Here is a 17,630-nt window from a genome sequence, read left to right as displayed (position 1 = left end):
CGGGAAAAGACCAGCCTTTACTCTACCCGAGGTCCCGCGGTACACCCGCCGAGCCGGCCCGCTGCGTGACGAGAGCACGCAGGTTGTCGCGTGCACGCGCCAGGGGCGCGTGCCAGCTGCGCTCCGGGCCCTGCCGGTACAGCCTTGCAGTGGGGTACCAGGGCGAGTCTTCGCGCTCCAGCAGCCAGCGCCAGTCCGGCACGTGCGGCAGCAGGAGCCACACGGGCCGTCCGAGCGCGCCAGCCAGGTGCGCCACGCTGGTATCGACGCTGATCACCAGGTCGAGCGCCTCCACCAGGGCCGCCGTGTCGCCGAAGTGCCGCAGTTCGCGGCCGGCGTGCAACAGCTCGGGCCAGGCCGCGAGGGCGTCCGCGTCGGCGGCCTTCACCTCCGGCTGCAGGATGACGAAGCAGCAGGCTTCGCTGGCCAGCGTGCGGCAAGCCGCCAGGGGAATCGAGCGGCGGCCATCGTTGACGTGCGTGGGCTTGCCGCTGAAGGCGATGCCCACGTTCAGGCGATCGCTGCCCAGGCGCTTGCGCCAGGCGGCGACGGCGGCCGGCTCCGCGCGCAGGTAAGGCACGGGCGCGGGGACCGTCGCCAGGCGGGTGCCCAGTACCGCCGGCAGGCTCATGAGGGAAGCCTGGAAATGCACCTTCGGCAGCACCGCACGTTCGGGCAGGAGCCGGCAATTGGCAGGCAGCTCGCCGAGCAGCGGCACCAGGGGCAGCGGCAGCTGCAGCAGCACCGTGCCGGCGCGGCGGGCCAGCTCCGGCAGGTAGCGGATGAACTGGATGCTGTCCCCGAAGCCCTGCTCGCCATACACGTAGATGGTGCGGCCGGCCAGGTCCTCGCCCTGCCAGGGCGGGCACTCGGCCTGCGGCAGCGGCGCCTTCAGGCCCGCGCTGCGGCCGCGCCACTCGTGGTCGGCCCAGCCCTGCTCGAACTCTCCCAGCAGCAGGTGGCAGAAGGCCCGGTTCACGTGCAGGTCGGCATCGTCCGGCCGCGCCGCCAGCAGCGCATCGGCGCAGGCGATGGCTTCGCGCGGGCGGGCGGCCTCCATCAGCGTCGCCACCTTGTTCAATTGCGCCTCGCGGCGGCCTGGCTGCAGGCGCAGCGCTTCGTCCAGGCAAGCCAGGGCTTCGTCGAAGCGCCCCAGCTTCTCCAGCACGACGGCCTTGTTGATGTTCAGCGCCGCGCTCGGCCCGGCCTGGGCACCGGCGCTTTCCGCGATGGCCAGCGCCTCGGCGTAGCGGCCCTGCGCCAGCAGGTCCTGGAACTGGCGGAAAGCGGCGTCGAGGTCGAGGGGCGCAGCCGGACGCGCCGGCACGGCCAGCGCCGTGCAGCGTTCCCGCCAGGCCCGCTGCAGCAGCGCTTCGAAGTCGGCGGCGAAGCGCTTTTCGTCCATCAGCGGCGACGCCCGCATCCGGCCGCGCAAAGTGCGCCGCAGTTGCGCGATGGTCGCGGTGTCCCGCGCGCGTTCGATGGCGAGGGCCTCGTAGTTCCCGATGCCGTCCGCGATCCAGTCCGTGAGCCCGAGCGCGCCGACCACGGCGGCCGCGCTGCGCGACACTGGCAGCGGGCCGGTGGCGGTGAGCACCGGCACGCCCATCCAGAGCGTGTCGAAGGTCGTCGTGCCGCCACCGCAGGGATAGGTGTCGAGGGCGATGTCCACGTCGTTCATCAGCCGGTAGAAGCCCTCGAGATCCAGCCGCGGCATGAACTGCACCCGCTCGGGCGCGCAGCCGGCCTGCTCCATGGCGGCACGGACGGCGGCCCGCTTGCGATCCGAGGCGACCGTGACCACGACCAGCCGCGAGGAGGGAACGGCGTTGAGGATGCGTGCCCAGCGCGCGGGCATGTCCTCCGTCAGCTTGGTGACGTTGTTGAACGAGCCGAAGGTGATGTAGCCATTGCGCTCGAAGGGCGCCGTCGCGGCGGCCTCCACATGCATGAAGGGGCGGTAGCACCACTGGCTGTGCGGCAGGTACAGCAGGCGCTCCGTATGCAGGTGCTGCGACAGCTGCGGCGGATCGGCGCGGACGTCCGTGATGCGGTAGTCGATGCGGGTCAAGCCCGTGGTGTTCAGGTATCCGAGCCAGCTCACCTGCACCGGCGCCGGCCGCGCGGCGAACACGCCGAGGCGGATGCTGCCCGTGTGGCCGCCGAGATCGACGAGGATGTCGATGCCGTCGGCCGCGATCCGGTCGGCCAGTTCCAGGTCGTGCAGCTCGCGCGCATCGACCCAGCGGTCGACCAGCTGGCGCATCTGGCGCGTCACGTGGTCGGCGCCCTTGGAACTCGAATAGCAGACGAACTCGAAGCGCTCGCGCGAATGGTGCTCCAGCAGGGGCAGCAGGAACAGGGCGACCGGGTGCGAGACGAGGTCTTCCGACACGAAGCCCACGCGCAGCCGCGGTTTCGCAGCGATCGGCGGCGGCAGCTGCCGCGGACGGACCGCGGCTTCCAGCTCTCGCCCGAGGGCGACGTGCCGCTCGAACAGGCTTTCCGCGGTCTCGCCCTCGACCAGGCTTTGCAGGAACAGCTCGCGGCAACGCAGGGCCAGGCGCTCCGGCGCCGCGGCGATGGCGCGGCGCAGGGGCTCCAGGCCTTCGCGCACGAAGCCCTGGATGTAGAGCAGCAGGCTGGCCAGCGAAAGGTATTCGGGCTGGTCGGGCCGCAGCTGCGCGGCCCGGCAGGCCGATCGGGTCGCGGCGTCCAGCTGGCCGAGCCGGCGCAGCAAGCCCGCCTGCTGGAACAGGGCGCTGGCCTGTTCAGGCTGCAGGCGCAACGCCTGCGCAATGGCGTCGGCGGCGCCTTGCGCGTCATCTGCCTCCAGCACGCCGGCCAGCAGCACCCATGCATCGAAGAAGCCCGTCTTCGCCGCCAGGGCCTGCCGGAGCAATGCCTCGGCCTGCGACGCGTTCCCCCGGGCGGACTCGCGCCGGGCAGCCTCGTACAGCTCCAGCGCCTGGGAGACCCCGGCCAGGCGCTCGCGGGCGGCCGGCAAGGCTGCCGCCGCGCGCGCGTAAAAGGCCTGCGCCTCGCTCACACGCCCGGTCGCCTCGGCCGCCTCGCCTGCGGCAAGGAGCTCCTGGCCTTGCGCTTGCGGGTCGGCCGACGCCGCAGCCGCGCGCTGCGCGAGTTCCGCGTGCACCCGCCCCAGGACGGGAGTCCAATCGCCGGCCCGCTGCTGCCGCAACAGGCGCATGCCGGCGTACCAGGGCGAATCCTCGCGCTCCAGCAGCCAGCGCCAATCGGGACAGGCGGGCAACAGCACGCAGGTCGGCTTGCCCAGCGCGCCGGCCAGGTGAGCCACGCTGGTGTCGACGCTGACCAGCAGGTCCAGGTTGTCGATGAGGGCCGCGGTGTCGGCCATGGTCCGCAGCTCCTTGCCGAAATGCAGCAGCCCGCCGGGCCAGGCCTGCAGCGCCGGCAGGTCGCTGTCGCGCACCTCCTGCTGCACGCTGACGAACTGCACGCCCGGTCTGGCAAGGGCCTGGAGCGCTTCGAGCGGAATGGAGCGGTTGCTGTCGTTCTGGTGCGCGGAGTTGCCGGACCACGCGAGGCCGACGCGCAGAGCACCCCGCGGGCCCAGGCGCTGGTCCCACTCGCGGCGGCGCTGCGCGTCGCTGCGGAAATAAGGCTGTTGCTGCGCCGGGATCGTGGCCAGGGTCGTCTGGAACGCCCCGGGCAGGCTCAACATGAAGCAATGGAAGTCGCTCGCCGGCACCGGGCCATCGCTCGCCATCACCTGCACGCCGGGGAAGGCATCGGCGACCAGGGCATGCAAGGGGCGCTGCAGCAGCACCGAGACCTGGGCGCCACGTTCCTGCAGCAGGGGCAGGTAGCGGACGAACTGGATCGAGTCACCGAGCCCCTGCTCGCAAACCACCAGCATGCGCTTGCCACGCAGATCCTCGCCGCCGGTCCAGGCGGGCGAACCGTAGTCGCGACGCGCCGGATGCGGCTGCGTCGCCGCCGCGTCCCAGCGTGCCTCGTAGTCGCCCCATCCGGCTTCCAGGCGACCGGCCAGCAGCAAGGCGATGGCATGGTTCCAGCGCAGGTCGGCATCGCCGGGGTGCAGTTGCAGGGCCGCTCCCAGCACCCGAGCGGCCTCCTCCAGCCGCAGCAGGCCGACGAGGATCGCACCGCGGTTGTACAGCGCGTCACGATGGCCGGCGTCCAACGCAAGCGCCCGTTCGGCGGCCGCCAAGCCTTCCTCCAGCCGGCCGGCGGCATGCAGCGCGGCCGCGATATTGGACAAGCTGCCAGCGCTGGGGCCCCGCAGCGCCACGGCCCGCTCCAGGCTGGCCAGCGCCTCCTGCGGGCGGCGCAGTTGCAGCAGGACGTTGCCGCGGCCTTCCAGGGCGCTGGCGTGATCCGGCTGCGCGCCGAGCACCGCATCCAGCGCTGCGAGCGCCTCCACCGGCCGCTGCAGCTCGTAGAGCGCAATCGCGGCCGCGAGCGCCGCGTCCAGCGAGCCCGTCGCGGCAGCCCAGCGGCGCGCCCACTCCAGCGCCTCCGCGTGCCGGCCTGCCTGCTGCAGCAGCTGCACGGCCGCCTCCAGGGGCTCGCCGAAACCGGCTCGCGCCTGCACCGCCTTGCCGTAGCTGGCGAGCGCCTCTTCGGGCTGGCCGGCGGCTTGCTGGGCCCGGCCCAGGAGAAAGTGGGCTTCGTGAAGGAAGTCGTCGCTGCGGCGCAACGCGATGGCCTGGTCCAGCTCCTTCGCCGCCTCGGCAGGCCGCTGTAGTTCGAGCAGGGCGAAGCCCAGGTTGAGGCGCGCGAGCGCATCGGCAGGGTCCGCCGCCGTGGCTTCGCGGTAGCACCGCTCCGCTTCCGCAAGCTGGCCCGCGCCGAGGGCGGTATTGCCGCGCGTGCGCCATTGCTCGGCGCTTTCCGTCGGAGGCGCCGGCGGCTGGGCCGGTGCCTTGCGGCGGCCGCCGCTCAGCGCATTCAGCAGGTCTCGGAACAAGGCAGGCTCGAGGGCGTCATGGACATCGGGCAACTCTACCCCAGGGCCTGCGAAGCGCTCCGCCGGCAGCGCGCGCTATTCCTCGTCCGGCGCGTTCAGGACGCGACGCACGACGTCGCCACCAAACCCACGAGCCGCCAGGAAGCGCGCCTGCTTCGCACGCTGCGCCGCGTCCAACGGCGGCACGCCGAACTTCCGCCGCCAGACCTCGCGCGCCCGTTCGAACTCGCTGGCGCGCAGGTCGGCGACGGCGGCCGCAATGCGTTCGGCATCCAGCCCCTTGGCCTGCAGCTCCTGCTTGATGCGACCGGCGCCCAGGCGCGGGGCCCGGCGATGCAGCAGCGAATCGAGCACGCGCTGTTCGTCGAGGAAGCCCTTGGCCTGCAGTTCGTCCAGTGCCTGCCGCAGCTGGCCGGGCTCCTGTTCGTGCTCGGCCAGCTTGCGTTCGAGCTCCTGGCGGGAATATTCGCGGCTGGCGAGCAGCCTGAGCGCGCGGCCTTTCAGGGACGGCTGCGCAAAGCCCACGGAAGATTATTCCTCTGCGCCGATCTCGGCGGGCAGCAACGCGATGTTGAGGCTCTCGCGGACCTTGTTCTCGATCTCGCGCGCCAGCTCGGGGTTTTCGCGCAGGAACTCGCGCGCGTTGTCGCGGCCCTGGCCGATCTTCTCGCCGTTGTAGGCGTACCAGGCGCCGGACTTCTCCAGGATGTTGTGCGTGACGCCCATGTCGATGATCTCGCCTTCGCGGCTGATGCCCTCGCCGAACAGGATGTCGAACTCCGCCGTCTTGAACGGGGGCGAGACCTTGTTCTTGACCACCTTCACCTTGGTCTCGTTGCCGATGGCCTCTTCGCCCTTCTTGAGGGTGCCGGTGCGGCGGATGTCCAGGCGCACGGAGGCGTAGAACTTCAGCGCGTTGCCGCCCGTGGTGGTCTCGGGGCTGCCGAACATCACGCCGATCTTCATGCGGATCTGGTTGATGAAGATGACCATGCAGTTGGTCTTCTTGATCGTGGCGGTGAGCTTGCGCAGCGCCTGCGACATCAGGCGGGCCTGCAGGCCGGGCAGCGAATCGCCCATTTCGCCTTCGATTTCGGCCTTGGGCACCAGGGCCGCCACCGAGTCGATGACGATCAGGTCGACCGCGCCGGAGCGCACCAGGCTGTCGACGATTTCCAGCGCCTGCTCACCGGTGTCCGGCTGGGAGATCAGCAGGTCGGAGACGTTCACGCCCAGCTTCTGCGCGTACTGGATGTCCAGCGCGTGTTCGGCGTCGACGAAGGCGCACTGGCCGGCCTGCTTCTGCATCTCGGCGATGACCTGCAGGGTCAGCGTGGTCTTGCCCGACGACTCCGGACCGTAGATTTCGACCACGCGACCCCGCGGCAGGCCGCCGACGCCCAGGGCGATGTCCAGGCCCAGCGAGCCGGTGGAGACCACCTGGATGTCCTCGATGGCCTCGCCTTCGCCCAGCCGCATGATGGTGCCCTTGCCGAACTGCTTCTCGATCTGGGCCAGCGCGGCCTGCAGGGCCTTGGCCTTCTCGGTGTCGGCGGCGGCGATCTTGGTGCCCTTGACTTGTGCGTCCATCGAAGTTTCTCCTTGGGAATCAACAGGTTGGCGTTTTCTCATCCAGTGGATTTAAGCACAGGCTGGATACATGGCCAGTACTTTAACGAGCGAGGTGGCCGCCGGACAACGGTATTTTTGGTCAGTTTGCCTTACGATCTGTGAAATATGAACCAAGAAGGCTGGCGGCTCACGCACCTGGGGCGGCTCCTCGGCCACGCAGTGCGGCGTTTCGACGAACGGGTGCTGTACCTGATGTCGCACGACGTCGACGTGCCGCTGGCGCTGTCCAACCTCGCCGCCCGCGCGCAGGTGAGCGCCGCGCACATCCACATCACGCGCCACCTGGAGTTGCAGGGGACGCGGCTGACGGACCTCGCGCAGAAGGCCGGCATGAGCAAGCAGGCCATGGGCGACCTGGTGGACCAGTGCGAGGCCTGGGGCCTGGTGACGCGCGCAGCCGACCCGCGCGATGCCCGCGCCCGCATCGTCAAGTTCACGGCCACCGGGCTGGCCTGGCTGCAGGCTTTCAAGGACGCCGTGTCACAGGCCGAAAGTGAATTCCGCGCGGAAGTGGGCGAGGAGGTTGCGACGGTGGTGGCGATCGGGCTGGAGGCCTACGCCGGCACGGCCTGACGTGCATCAAGGCGGAAAGGAGAGCTGGGGTTCGCTGCCGCGAAACCCAGCCTACACTCCCGTGAGCGCACGCAGAGGCGCCGAAGGAGACAAGCATGCGGATCCTCATTGCCGAAGACGACCAGGTGCTGGCAGACGGCCTGCTGCGCAGCCTGCGCGCTTCCGGCGCCGCCGTGGACCACGTGGCGAGCGGCACCGAAGCCGACGCCGCGCTGCTGGCGAACAGCGAATTCGACCTGCTGATCCTGGACCTGGGCCTGCCCCGCATGCACGGCCTGGAGGTGCTGCGCAAGCTGCGCGCCCGCGGCTCCTCGCTGCCGGTCCTGATCCTCACCGCCGCCGACGCCATCGAGGAGCGCGTGAAGGGCCTCGACCTCGGCGCCGACGACTACATGGCCAAGCCCTTCGCGCTGTCCGAGCTGGAAGCGCGCGTGCGGGCGCTCACCCGCCGCGGCATGGGCGGCACCAGCAGCACCATCAAGCACGGTCCCCTGGTGTACGACCAGGCTGGCCGCGTGGCCACCATCGACGGGCGCATGGTGGAACTGTCCGCGCGCGAGCTGGGCCTGCTGGAGGTGCTGCTGCAGCGCGCCGGCCGCCTGGTCAGCAAGGACCAGCTCGTGGAGCGCCTGTGCGAGTGGGGCGAAGAGGTGAGCAACAACGCCATCGAGGTCTACATCCACCGCCTGCGCAAGAAGATCGAGAAGGGCCCGATCCGCATTGCCACCGTGCGCGGGCTCGGCTACTGTCTGGAGAAGATTCCGTAGAGCGTTCGGCGTTGAGCGTTCAGCGTGAATTCCGCTCGACGCCCAACCCTCGACGCCCACCCGCATGAAGATTTTCCAGCGTGAGCAGCGCTCCCTCTTCGGCGAAATCCTCGACTGGATGCTCACGCCCCTGCTGCTGCTGTGGCCGGTCAGCCTGGCGCTGACCTGGCTGGTGGCGCAGAGCATCGCCGGCAAGCCCTTCGACCGCGCGCTCGAATACAACGTGCAGGCGCTCGCGCAGCTGGTCACGGTGCAGCCCCAGCACGCCAGCTTCAACCTGCCGCAGCCGGCCCGCGAGATCCTGCGCGCCGACGACTCCGACCAGGTCTACTACCAGGTGCTGGGCCCGCACGGCGAGCTGCTTTCCGGCGAACGTGACTTCCCGCAGCCCTCGGAGGACGATCGCGCCGCCCCGGGCGAAACGCGCCTGCGCGACGACGAGATCCGCGGCCTCGACGTGCGCGTGGCCTACACCTGGGTGCAGGTACCGGGCGCCACGCCGGCGCTGGTGCAGGTGGCCGAGACGCGTGAGAAACGCTCCGTGCTGGCCACCGAGATCATCAAGGGCGTGATGCTGCCGCAGCTGGGCATCCTGCCGCTGGCGGTGCTGCTGGTGTGGCTGGCGCTGGTGCGCGGCATCAAGCCGCTGTCGGAACTGGAGGAGCGCATCCGCGCCCGCAAGCCGGACGACTTGAGCCCACTGGACGAGAAAGTGGTGCCGCTGGAAGTGGCGCCGCTGGTGTCCTCGGTCAACGACCTGCTGACGCGCCTGAAGGACTCCATCGCGGCGCAGAAGCGCTTCCTGGCCGATGCCGCCCACCAGCTGAAGACGCCGCTCGCGGGCCTGCGCATGCAGGCCGACCTGGCGCAGCGCGAGCAGTTCAACGCCGAAGAATTGAAGCAGTCGCTGAAGCAGATCGGCCGCTCCAGCATGCGCGCCACCCACACCGTCAACCAGCTGCTGGCGCTGGCGCGCGCGGAAAGCGGCGGCAGCACGCTGGTCCGGCAACGCTGCGACCTGGCGGCTCTGACGGTGGACGCGGTGCGCGACACGGTGCCGCGCGCCATGGAGAAGCACCTGGACCTCGGCTACGACGGCGCCGAGCCGGGCAGCCCGGGCGTGGTGCTGGAGGGCAATCCGACGCTGCTGAAGGAGATGATCCGCAACCTCCTGGACAACGCCGTCAACTACACGCCGTCCAGCGCACGGCAGCCGGGCGTGATCACGGCGCGCGTGCTGGCCGACCCTTTCGGCCGCGCGCTGGTGCTGCAGGTGGAAGACTCCGGCCCGGGCATCCCGCCGGCCGAGCGCGAGCTGGTGTTCCAGCCCTTCTACCGCAGCCTGGACACCCAGGTGGATGGCTCGGGCCTGGGGCTGCCGATCGTGCGCGAGATCGCGCAGCAGCACCGCGCGGCGATCAGCCTCGAGGACGCCCGTCCCGGCCACAAGCCGCCGGGGACGCGGGTGACGGTGCGCTTCGAGGCGGCGGAGGAAAAGGCGGCGCTGCACGCCGCCGACGCTCAGGCCTTGTAGAGATTCAGCTCCAGCCGTTCGCGCTCCATCGCGCGCTTCACGGCCGGCAGCTCCGCCACCTTCTGCACGTGCGCCCACAAGGTCTTGAACTGCGCCGGGTCGACCTTGGCGAAGCCGCCCCAGCGCAGCACGGTCAGCGCGTAGGCGTCCAGCGGGCCGAAGCGCTCGCCTCCCAGGAAGGGGCCTTTCGCCAGCGCCTTCTGCGCGATCGCATCCAGTTCCGCCATCAGGCCCGGGTAGACCTTGGCCGCGTGCGCCTTGATGTCCGCCTGCCCTTCGGGCGTCTCGGCGAACTTGAAGGGCATGAAGAAGTGCGTGAAGGTGGGATGCACCGTGTTGTTCAGCCAGGCCAGCGTCTCCATCGCCCTGGCGCGGGCCAGCGGCTCCTTCGGCAGGAACTGCTGCTCGGGGAACTTCGCGTCGAGGTAGGTGATGATGGCCAGGATCTGCGTGACCACCGCCTCGCCGTCCACCAGCACGGGCACCTGCGCGCGCGGGTTGACGGCCTTGAAGGCGTCCAGCTGCTGCTCGTTCTTGTGCAGCTTGACCAGCATGGGCTCGAAGGGCGCGCCGGTCGTTTCCAGCAGCGTATGCGGGATGAAGGAACAGGCGCCGGGGGCGTAGTACAGCTTCAGGCTCATGGCTTTCTCCAGGGATGCGATGGGATCAGCGGCAGGGCCGCAGCGGCCGGCTGGCCAGCGGGGCCTTCAGTTCGTCCAGCCGCGGCCGCAGGCTGTCGTCGACGGCCGGCAGCACCAGCCGCTGGCCCCGGTGCTCGGGCCGCTCCTGCAGCACCCGGGCGGTGTGCACGCCGCGCTCGGCCAGCGACTGCAGCTGCTGGTTGGCGGCGGCCTCGCTGGTGAAGCCGCCCAGCGACAGGCCCGGCTCGAGGTCCGGGTTGGCCGGGGCCTCGAAGCTCACGCCGATCTGGCGTAGTTCGGCGCGCTTGCGCGCCACCTGCTCCACGCCGGCGTACTTGCCCATGTAGATGATCCAGCGCGGCGGCTCCACGGTCTGCTCGAAGTTCCAGCTGCCGGTGGGCCACGTGTCCAGCACCGGCTTCAGGGACGCCATGGCGGCGTCATCCAGCGTCACGCTGGCCAGGCATTCGGGCGGGCGGGGCGCCTGGGCGGCGGCCACTTCGGCCCGCTTCAGGTCCTCGCCTTTCAACACGCGGATGGCCTCCGGCTTGATCTGCTGGTCCAGCCGCTGCGGCTCCGACTGCTGCATCGGGCCCTGGCCCCAGGCCTGCAGGTAACCCTGCGACCAGGCGAAATAGGCGCCATTCGCAAGCAGCAGCAGGAGGACGATCAGTCGCAGCATTCGTGGGCGGGCTCAGGGGGCAGCCGGCCGCACGCTCACCTCGGAGCTGCTGATGGCCTGCATGCCGGCCGCAGTATGCACCAGCAGGCTGCCGTCCTCGGCCACGCCGTGGGCCGTGCCGGCCGTGCCGTCACTGAGCTTCACCGGCCGGTCCAGGAGCACGTCGCGGGCCGCAAAACGGGCCCGGAAGGGCGCGAAACCGTAGTCCTGGAAGGCCAGCACGGTGCGCACCAGCGGCTCGGCCACGCGCAGCAGGGTGCTGCCGGCCTCGGCCTGCAGGTCCAGGTCCTGCAGGCAGGCCGGCGGCGTGGACAGGCCCAGCGCCGGCCGGGGCGCGATGTTGATGCCGACGCCGATGACGGCGTAGCGTGGCGTTGCAGCGCCGCCACTACTGGCCGTTTCGATGAGGATGCCGGCCAGCTTGCGGTCGTCGTCCAGCCACAGGTCGTTCGGCCATTTGAGGCGGGCCCGCGGGTGCAGGCTTTCCGCCACGCTGACGCCGACGGCCAGCGACAGCCCCGACCAGTCGGCGGGCGCCAGCGGCAAGCCCAGCGAAAACATCAGGGAATCGCCCGGGGCGCTCTGCCAGGCCCGGCCCAGGCGGCCGCGGCCGGCGGTCTGCTGCTCGGCCACCAGCAGGACCGGCCCGGTCCGGCCGGCACGGGCGCGGCGCATCAGCTCGGTGTTGCTGGAGTCGATTTCGGCCAGCACTTCGACTGCAAAGCCCGGCAGCAGCGGCGCCACGGCCTCCCGGATCGCGTCTACCGGCCAAGCACCCATGGGGTTCAGCGGCGGCGCTTGGGCGCCAGCAGCGTGCCGCGGCAGTCCTTGCTGCCGCACCAGCAGGGGTATTCGGCCTTCAGCTTCTTCGTGTACGGCTCATCGATGATCAGGCCGTAGTCGTAGCTCAGCTCTTCGCCGGCCTTGATATTCCGCAGGCTCTTGATGAAGATGCGGCCTTCTTCCTCGTCCGCCTCGCAGTTCGGCTCGCAGGAGTGGTTGATCCAGCGGGCGGCATTGCCGCCGACCGAGGCATCGATCACCCGCTTGTCGTCCACGTGGAAATAGAAGGTATGGTTCGGATCCTCAGGGTTCCAGGGGTGGCGGCGCTGCGCCTCCTTCCAGGTGATGATCTCGCCCAGGTATTCGATGAGCTTCTCGCCTTCGGGGATGTCCTGCACGGCGAAGACGCCCTTGCCGTGGACGCCCGACTTGCGGACCTGGATTCTGCGGTTGGACTTGGGAGCGCCGGAAACAGCCATGCCGGGAATTTCTGTTAAGTTGAATTCGTACACGTGCGCACATGCGTGCGCGTATGCGCGCGAGGAAAAGCGCAGATTGTAAGAACATCCGACATGAGCAAGACCCTAGTCATCGCCGAGAAGCCCTCCGTCGCACAGGACATCGTGCGGGCACTGCAGCCGGTGGCCGGCAAGTTCGACAAGCACGACGAGTACTTCGAGAACGACAAGTACGTCGTCACCAGTGCCGTCGGCCACCTGGTGGAGATCCATGCGCCGGAGCAGTTCGACGTCAAGCGCGGCAAATGGAGCTTCGCCCACCTGCCCGTCATCCCGCCCTTCTTCGACCTGAAGCCGGTCGACAAGACCAAGTCGCGCCTGAACGCGGTGGTCAAGCTGGCCAAGCGCAAGGACGTCACCGAGCTGGTGAACGCCTGCGACGCGGGCCGCGAAGGGGAGCTCATCTTCCGCCTGATCGAGCAGTTCGCCGGCGGCGCCAAGCCGCTGGGCAAGCCGGTGCGGCGCCTGTGGCTGCAGTCGATGACGCCGCAGGCCATCCGCGAAGGCTTCGAGAAGCTGCGCAGCGACAAGCAGATGGAAGGCCTGGCGCACGCGGCGCGCTCGCGCTCCGAGGCCGACTGGCTGGTGGGCATCAACGGCACCCGCGCCATGACCGCGTTCAACTCGCGCGACGGCGGCTTCTTCCTCACCACCGTCGGCCGGGTGCAGACACCCACCTTGGCCATCGTGGTCGAGCGCGAAGAGCAGATCCGCAAGTTCGTCAGCCGCGACTACTGGGAAGTCCACGGCAGCTTCGACGCCGAGGCGGGCCAGTACCCGGGCAAGTGGTTCGACCCCAATTTCAAGCGGGACCCGGAAGACGCCGAGAAGAAGGCCGACCGCGTCTGGAACGAAGCGCAGGCCAAGGCCATCGCCGACGCCGTGCGTGGCAAGCCCGCCACGGTCAGCGAGGAATCCAAGCCCAGCACGCAGGCCTCGCCCGGCCTGTTCGACCTGACCTCGCTGCAGCGCGAAGCCAACGGCCGCTTCGGCTATTCGGCCAAGACCACGCTGGCGCTGGCGCAGTCGCTGTACGAGCGCCACAAGGCGCTGACCTACCCGCGGACCGACTCGCGCCACCTGCCTTCCGACTACGTGAAGGTGGCGCAGGACACCATGGGCATGCTGGCCGGCAGCGGCATGGGCCACCTGGCGCCGTTCGCGCAGCAGGCCCTCGACGAGAAATACGTCAAGCCGATCAAGAAGGTGTTCGACGACAGCAAGGTGTCGGACCACTTCGCCATCATCCCCACCCTGCAGGCACCGAGCGGCCTGTCGGAGGCGGAGCAGAAGCTGTACGACCTGGTGGTGCGGCGCTTCCTGGCGGTGTTCTTCCCCAGCGCCGAATCGCTGGTCACCACCCGCATCAGCGAAGCCGCGGGCCACAAGTTCCGCACCGAAGGCAAGGTGCTGGTCAAGCCGGGCTGGCTGGCCATCTACGGCAAGGAAGCCGCCGACCCCGAAGCCGAGGCCAAGGAAGGCGACAAGACCCTCGTTCCGGTGAAGCCGGGCGAAATGGTGCTGACCGAGTCCGCCGAGGCCAAGGGCCTGAAGACCCGGCCGCCGGCGCGCTACAGCGAAGCCACCTTGCTGGGCGCGATGGAAGGCGCCGGCAGGTTCGTCGAGGACGAGGAACTGCGCGAAGCGCTGGCCGAGAAGGGCCTGGGCACGCCGGCCACCCGCGCGGCCATCATCGAAGGCCTGATCAACGAGAAGTACATGCTGCGCGAAGGCCGCGAGTTGATCCCGACGGCCAAGGCGTTCCAGCTCATGACGCTGCTGCGCGGCCTGGGCGTGGAGGAACTGAGCAAGCCCGAGCTGACCGGCGAGTGGGAATACAAGCTGTCCCAGATGGAGCACGGCAAGCTCTCGCGCGAGCAGTTCATGCACGAGATCGCCGACATGACGAAGCGCATCGTCATGAAGGCCAAGGAGTACGACCGCGACACGGTGCCGGGCGACTACGCCACCCTGAAGACGCCCTGCCCCAACTGCGGCGGCGTGGTGCAGGAAACCTACCGCCGCTACAACTGCGTCGGCAAGAAAGGCCAGCCGCCCTGCGGCTTCTCCTTCACCAAGATCCCCGCTGGCCGCGCCTTCGAGCTCGACGAGGTGGAAGAATTTCTGGCCAACAAGAGGATCGGCCCGCTGCAGGGCTTCCGCTCCAAGGCGGGCTGGCCATTCACGGCGGAACTTGCGCTGGTCTACGACGAGGAAGAGAAGAACTGGAAGCTGGAGTTCGACTTCGGCAACGAGGACGATCCCGCCGAGACCGGCGAGGTCGTCGACTTCTCGGCGCAGGAGCCGCTGGGCCCTTGCCCCAAGTGCGGCCACAAAGTGTTCGAGTGGGGCAGCAACTACGTGTGCGAGCGTTCCGTGCCCACGCAGGAGCATCCGCACCCGACCTGCGACTTCCGCAGCGGCAAGATCATCCTGCAGCAGCCGGTGGAGCGCGACCAGATGGCCAAGCTGCTGGCCACGGGCAAGACCGACCTGCTGGACAAGTTCGTCTCCATGCGCACGCGGCGCTCGTTCAAGGCCTTCCTCGCCTGGGACGCGGAAGCGGGCAAGGTGAACTTCGAGTTCGAGCCGCGCGCCTCCAAGTTCCCGCCGCGCAAGGGTGCACCCGCGGCCGGCAAGACGGCCACCGCCAGGAAGGCACCCGCCACGCCGGTGAAGGCCACGGCCAAGGCCGCCAAGGCGGCGGCGAAGGCACCGGCCGCGAAAAAGGCGCCCGCCGCCAAGAAGGCCGCGGCGCCGCGCAAGACCGGCCCCGGCCTGAAGCCGAGCCCGGAGCTCGCCGCCGTGGTCGGCAGCGAACCGCTGGCGCGCACCGAGGTGATCAAGAAGATCTGGGACTACATCAAGGCCCAGGGCCTGCAGGACGCCAAGGACAAGCGCGCGATCAACGCCGACGAGAAGCTGCGCAAGGTGTTCGGCAAGCCGCAGGTGACGATGTTCGAGCTCGCCGGCATCGTCGGCAAGCACTTGTCTTCGGAGTGATCAGGCCGGCAACTTCGTCGCCAGCACCGCCCAATCCACCAGCACCTGCACCGGCTCGGGCGGCTCCATCGCCTGCGTGACGCCCACCTCGGCGCGGCCGGTGTTCCCCAGCGGGATGCGGCGCAGCAAGTGCCCGAAAGGCAGCAGCGCGATGCGCAGCAGCTGCCCCGCCGCCTCGCCCCAGTCGCGCGTTTCGCCGGCCAGCCGCAGCATGCGGCGATGGCTGTCGAAATGCAGCCCCGGCTCGTGCTGGCCCACCACGTGGGCGGCCATCAGCCAGTTCCAGCGCACGTCCGACGCGGCGTCGACGAAGCCGCGAACCAGGCGGGCGTAGGCAATGCGCCGCTCCAGGGGCGTGAGGGCATCCATGTCATTTTGTAACGCGAAAGCTTGAGCTGGGTCAAGGACCGCGAGAGCGTTCCAGCCCGCGGCCCGCCGCATCCGCCCCCCGGCGGCGCAGGCCGACGGCACAATGCGCCCCGTGAAGCTTCCGTTCCCGCCGCCCGAGCCGCCCGGCGCCGCGCTCATCACGGGCCAGCTGCGCGTGCGCAGCATCCTGCTGGCCGCCATCGCGCTGCTTGCCCTGCTGCACCTGCACCTGTTGTCCTCGCTGTTCGCGGGACTGACCGGCTTCGTGCTGTATCGGCGCATCCGCGCCTTCACGGGGCCGGCTGGCGGCAACTGGCGCACGCGCGCCATCCGCTGGCTGCTGCTGGCGGCGGCCGTGGCCGGCTTCGTGCTGGCCGTGCTGGCCGGCTTCGAGCTGCTGTTCAAGTCCGGCGGGCTCGGGCGCTTGCTGCAACTGCTGGCCGACACGCTGGACCAGGTCCGCGCCATGGCGCCGCCCTGGCTGGTGCAATGGCTGCCCGAATCGGCGGACGCCGTGCAGCACGCGGTGACCACCTGGCTGCGCGAGCACGCCGGCGAGGTGCAGCACTGGAGCGGCACCGCGCTGAAGGTGCTGGTGCACATCATCATCGGCCTGGTCATCGGCCTGATGGCCGCGACCGGCACCGCCAACGCGCGCCGCATGCCCTCGCGCCGGCCGCTGGTGCTGCTGGCGCAGTCCCGGCTGCTGCAGCTGGCGCAGGCGTTCGAGGACGTGTTCGCGGCGCAGTTGCGCATCTCCGCGATCAACGCCCTGCTGACCGGCCTGTACCTGCTGGTGCTGCTGCCCATGCTGGGCTACCGCGTGCCGCTGTCGCCGACGCTCGTGGGCTTCACCTTCTTCGCCAGCCTGATCCCCATCGTCGGCAACCTGTTGTCCAACACGGCGATCACCATCGCGGCCCTCACGGTGTCGGCCTGGCTGGGCGTGGCATCGCTTGGCTTCCTGATCCTCGTGCACAAGCTGGAGTACTTCCTCAACGCGCGCATCGTCGGCGGCCGCACCAACGTGCCGACCTCGGCCATGCTGGCTTCGATGCTGGTGCTCGAAGCGGCCTTCGGTCTCTCGGGGCTGGTCGCCGCGCCGATCTACTGCGCCTGGCTCACGCGCGAGCTGCGCGACGAGGACTGGGTCTAGCACTGCTCGGCCGTTTTCGTCCTTCGTGAGGTGGACGCGTCAACGCCGCACGCCTAAGCTTGCCTGGCGTCTTCCCGGGCAAGGGGGTCTGACATGACGGCGTTCGAGATCGTGGCGCTCACGGGCGCCCTGGCTGGCATCTCCATGGTCCTGGGCGGTATCTGGCTGGTGGCGAAGGGCGTGATCACGCTGGCGGCCACGCCCAAGCGGGATGCCATCACCATCGAGTGGAAGAAGCAGTTCCGCATCAACACGCAGGTCCCCGGCATCGCCTTCTTCCTCGTCGGGCTGCTGTTCATCACGATGTCGCTCGGCTTCCTGAAGCCGCCCGACATCGTCCCCATCGAATTCGACGGCGAGATCAAGGGCATCGACGACCCGCCCGCCATCCTGGTGCGGCCGGCCAACTGGGAACTGCCTTCGAGCACGGGCGGGCGCATCAACGGCCGCGTGTACCCGGACCTGTCGGTGGTCGTGCTGATGATCAACGCGCCGGGCTACGAGCCCTATACGCAGTCGATCCGCATCAACCCGCGCGGGCGCCGGGTGGCACACGTGGGCACCCTGGAACTGCGACGCAAGGTGCAGGAATCGGACCTGGAGAAGCGCATCGCCGTCCTGCCTTTCACCACCCCGGCCACGGAGGGCGGTTTCGGGGTGGCGCAATGAACCGCCGCCTGGGCCTCGCAGCGGCCTTGCTGGCGCTGCTCGCGCCGTGGCCGGCGGCGGCACAAGGGCGGGGCATGGTGCCCGTGCAGGGCCAGCTGCTTTCGCGCAACCGCGGCCCGGTGCCCGGCGTCACGGTCGTGCTGGTGCACAGCGTGCTCGGTCGCAGCACGGCCGCCACCACCGACGCCTACGGACGCTTCGGCTGGAACGCCATCCCCGTGCGGCCGGAGCCGTATTTCCTGGAGATGTACTGGGGCCAGAAGCTGATCTTCCGCGACCAGGTGCTGGTGCGGGAACCGGTGGTGCTGCAGCCGATCGTGCTGTAAGCCGC

The 17,630-nt window shown here is 69.7% G+C and carries 15 protein-coding genes; 7 read left to right on the top strand and 8 right to left on the bottom strand.

All coding sequences use genetic code 11. From position 1 onward, the window contains the following. Positions 1-22: 22 nt before the first annotated feature. The 3 genes from HHL11_RS02905 to recA form a co-directional block, all read right to left on the bottom strand. On the bottom strand, positions 23-4,972 hold the full coding sequence (locus tag HHL11_RS02905; RefSeq protein ID WP_169416945.1) for an O-linked N-acetylglucosamine transferase family protein: 4,950 nt from the start codon (positions 4,970-4,972) through the stop codon (positions 23-25). A gap of 75 nt (positions 4,973-5,047) precedes the next feature. Next, positions 5,048-5,497 carry a recombination regulator RecX gene (gene recX, locus HHL11_RS02900; protein WP_169416944.1) on the bottom strand — a complete coding sequence of 150 codons (450 nt, stop codon included), beginning with the start codon at positions 5,495-5,497 and terminating at the stop codon, positions 5,048-5,050. A gap of 6 nt (positions 5,498-5,503) precedes the next feature. Next, positions 5,504-6,562: a recombinase RecA gene (recA, locus tag HHL11_RS02895; protein ID WP_169416942.1), complete on the bottom strand. Its 1,059-nt coding sequence runs from the start codon at positions 6,560-6,562 to the stop codon at positions 5,504-5,506. A gap of 147 nt (positions 6,563-6,709) precedes the next feature. Here recA and HHL11_RS02890 point away from each other — a divergent pair, with 147 nt between their 5' ends. From HHL11_RS02890 to HHL11_RS02880, 3 genes are all read left to right on the top strand, one after another. After that, positions 6,710-7,177: a MarR family winged helix-turn-helix transcriptional regulator gene (locus tag HHL11_RS02890; protein ID WP_169416940.1), complete on the top strand. Its 468-nt coding sequence runs from the start codon at positions 6,710-6,712 to the stop codon at positions 7,175-7,177. Positions 7,178-7,272: 95 nt separating this feature from the next. Further along, the gene (locus tag HHL11_RS02885) at positions 7,273-7,944 is read left to right on the top strand and encodes a response regulator (protein ID WP_169416938.1); all 672 of its coding nucleotides are present in this window, start codon (positions 7,273-7,275) and stop codon (positions 7,942-7,944) included. A gap of 64 nt (positions 7,945-8,008) precedes the next feature. Then, positions 8,009-9,478, top strand: coding sequence for a sensor histidine kinase (locus tag HHL11_RS02880; protein ID WP_169416936.1), 1,470 nt, complete (start codon positions 8,009-8,011; stop codon positions 9,476-9,478). Here the strand turns inward: HHL11_RS02880 and HHL11_RS02875 are convergent. The 4 genes from HHL11_RS02875 to HHL11_RS02860 are packed head-to-tail and all read right to left on the bottom strand — an operon-like array spanning position 9,466 to position 12,063. Next, complete coding sequence (locus HHL11_RS02875) at positions 9,466-10,119, bottom strand: glutathione S-transferase family protein (RefSeq protein ID WP_169416934.1); 654 nt, start codon at positions 10,117-10,119, stop codon at positions 9,466-9,468. The genes HHL11_RS02880 and HHL11_RS02875 overlap by 13 nt on opposite strands. 25 nt (positions 10,120-10,144) lie before the next feature. After that, positions 10,145-10,801 (bottom strand): SPOR domain-containing protein, encoded by a 657-nt coding sequence (locus HHL11_RS02870; protein WP_169416932.1) that lies wholly within the window; start codon positions 10,799-10,801, stop codon positions 10,145-10,147. Between the two features lie 12 nt (positions 10,802-10,813). Beyond that, positions 10,814-11,581, bottom strand: coding sequence for a biotin--[acetyl-CoA-carboxylase] ligase (locus HHL11_RS02865; protein WP_169416930.1), 768 nt, complete (start codon positions 11,579-11,581; stop codon positions 10,814-10,816). A gap of 5 nt (positions 11,582-11,586) precedes the next feature. Then, positions 11,587-12,063: an SET domain-containing protein gene (locus tag HHL11_RS02860; RefSeq protein WP_169416928.1), complete on the bottom strand. Its 477-nt coding sequence runs from the start codon at positions 12,061-12,063 to the stop codon at positions 11,587-11,589. Positions 12,064-12,156: 93 nt separating this feature from the next. Here HHL11_RS02860 and HHL11_RS02855 point away from each other — a divergent pair, with 93 nt between their 5' ends. Then, the gene (locus HHL11_RS02855; RefSeq protein WP_169416926.1) at positions 12,157-15,105 is read left to right on the top strand and encodes a DNA topoisomerase III; all 2,949 of its coding nucleotides are present in this window, start codon (positions 12,157-12,159) and stop codon (positions 15,103-15,105) included. On the opposite strand, the gene HHL11_RS02850 is transcribed toward HHL11_RS02855, so the two are convergent. Next, on the bottom strand, positions 15,106-15,474 hold the full coding sequence (locus HHL11_RS02850; RefSeq protein WP_169416924.1) for a DUF3703 domain-containing protein: 369 nt from the start codon (positions 15,472-15,474) through the stop codon (positions 15,106-15,108). A 112-nt stretch (positions 15,475-15,586) separates the two neighbouring features. Here HHL11_RS02850 and HHL11_RS02845 point away from each other — a divergent pair, with 112 nt between their 5' ends. The 3 genes from HHL11_RS02845 to HHL11_RS02835 all read left to right on the top strand — a co-directional run bounded on the left by HHL11_RS02845 (position 15,587) and on the right by HHL11_RS02835 (position 17,625). After that, the gene (locus HHL11_RS02845; RefSeq protein ID WP_169416923.1) at positions 15,587-16,630 is read left to right on the top strand and encodes an AI-2E family transporter; all 1,044 of its coding nucleotides are present in this window, start codon (positions 15,587-15,589) and stop codon (positions 16,628-16,630) included. Positions 16,631-16,723: 93 nt separating this feature from the next. Then, a complete protein-coding gene (locus HHL11_RS02840) occupies positions 16,724-17,299 on the top strand; it encodes a hypothetical protein (RefSeq protein WP_169416921.1) in 576 nt (191 codons plus the stop codon). Next, a complete protein-coding gene (locus HHL11_RS02835; protein WP_169416919.1) occupies positions 17,296-17,625 on the top strand; it encodes a carboxypeptidase-like regulatory domain-containing protein in 330 nt (109 codons plus the stop codon). The genes HHL11_RS02840 and HHL11_RS02835 overlap by 4 nt, the downstream gene beginning before the upstream one ends. The last annotated feature ends 5 nt before the right edge of the window (positions 17,626-17,630 follow it).

The organism is Ramlibacter agri, assembly GCF_012927085.1.
GTDB lineage: Bacteria > Pseudomonadota > Gammaproteobacteria > Burkholderiales > Burkholderiaceae_C > Ramlibacter > Ramlibacter agri.
The sequence above is the reverse complement of the archived record's forward strand: the minus strand, read 5'-3'. Positions and strand labels throughout refer to the sequence as shown.

What these genes read in the sequence shown, in the direction of transcription:
- recA (WP_169416942.1), bottom strand. Translation starts at nt 6,562, where the DNA reads ATGGACGCACAAGTCAAGGGCACCAAGATCGCCGCCGCCGACACCGAG.
- HHL11_RS02890 (WP_169416940.1), top strand. Translation starts at nt 6,710, where the DNA reads ATGAACCAAGAAGGCTGGCGGCTCACGCACCTGGGGCGGCTCCTCGGC.
- HHL11_RS02885 (WP_169416938.1), top strand. Translation starts at nt 7,273, where the DNA reads ATGCGGATCCTCATTGCCGAAGACGACCAGGTGCTGGCAGACGGCCTG.
- HHL11_RS02880 (WP_169416936.1), top strand. Translation starts at nt 8,009, where the DNA reads ATGAAGATTTTCCAGCGTGAGCAGCGCTCCCTCTTCGGCGAAATCCTC.
- HHL11_RS02875 (WP_169416934.1), bottom strand. Translation starts at nt 10,119, where the DNA reads ATGAGCCTGAAGCTGTACTACGCCCCCGGCGCCTGTTCCTTCATCCCG.
- HHL11_RS02870 (WP_169416932.1), bottom strand. Translation starts at nt 10,801, where the DNA reads ATGCTGCGACTGATCGTCCTCCTGCTGCTGCTTGCGAATGGCGCCTAT.
- HHL11_RS02865 (WP_169416930.1), bottom strand. Translation starts at nt 11,581, where the DNA reads ATGGGTGCTTGGCCGGTAGACGCGATCCGGGAGGCCGTGGCGCCGCTG.
- HHL11_RS02860 (WP_169416928.1), bottom strand. Translation starts at nt 12,063, where the DNA reads ATGGCTGTTTCCGGCGCTCCCAAGTCCAACCGCAGAATCCAGGTCCGC.
- HHL11_RS02855 (WP_169416926.1), top strand. Translation starts at nt 12,157, where the DNA reads ATGAGCAAGACCCTAGTCATCGCCGAGAAGCCCTCCGTCGCACAGGAC.
- HHL11_RS02850 (WP_169416924.1), bottom strand. Translation starts at nt 15,474, where the DNA reads ATGGATGCCCTCACGCCCCTGGAGCGGCGCATTGCCTACGCCCGCCTG.
- HHL11_RS02840 (WP_169416921.1), top strand. Translation starts at nt 16,724, where the DNA reads ATGACGGCGTTCGAGATCGTGGCGCTCACGGGCGCCCTGGCTGGCATC.
- HHL11_RS02835 (WP_169416919.1), top strand. Translation starts at nt 17,296, where the DNA reads ATGAACCGCCGCCTGGGCCTCGCAGCGGCCTTGCTGGCGCTGCTCGCG.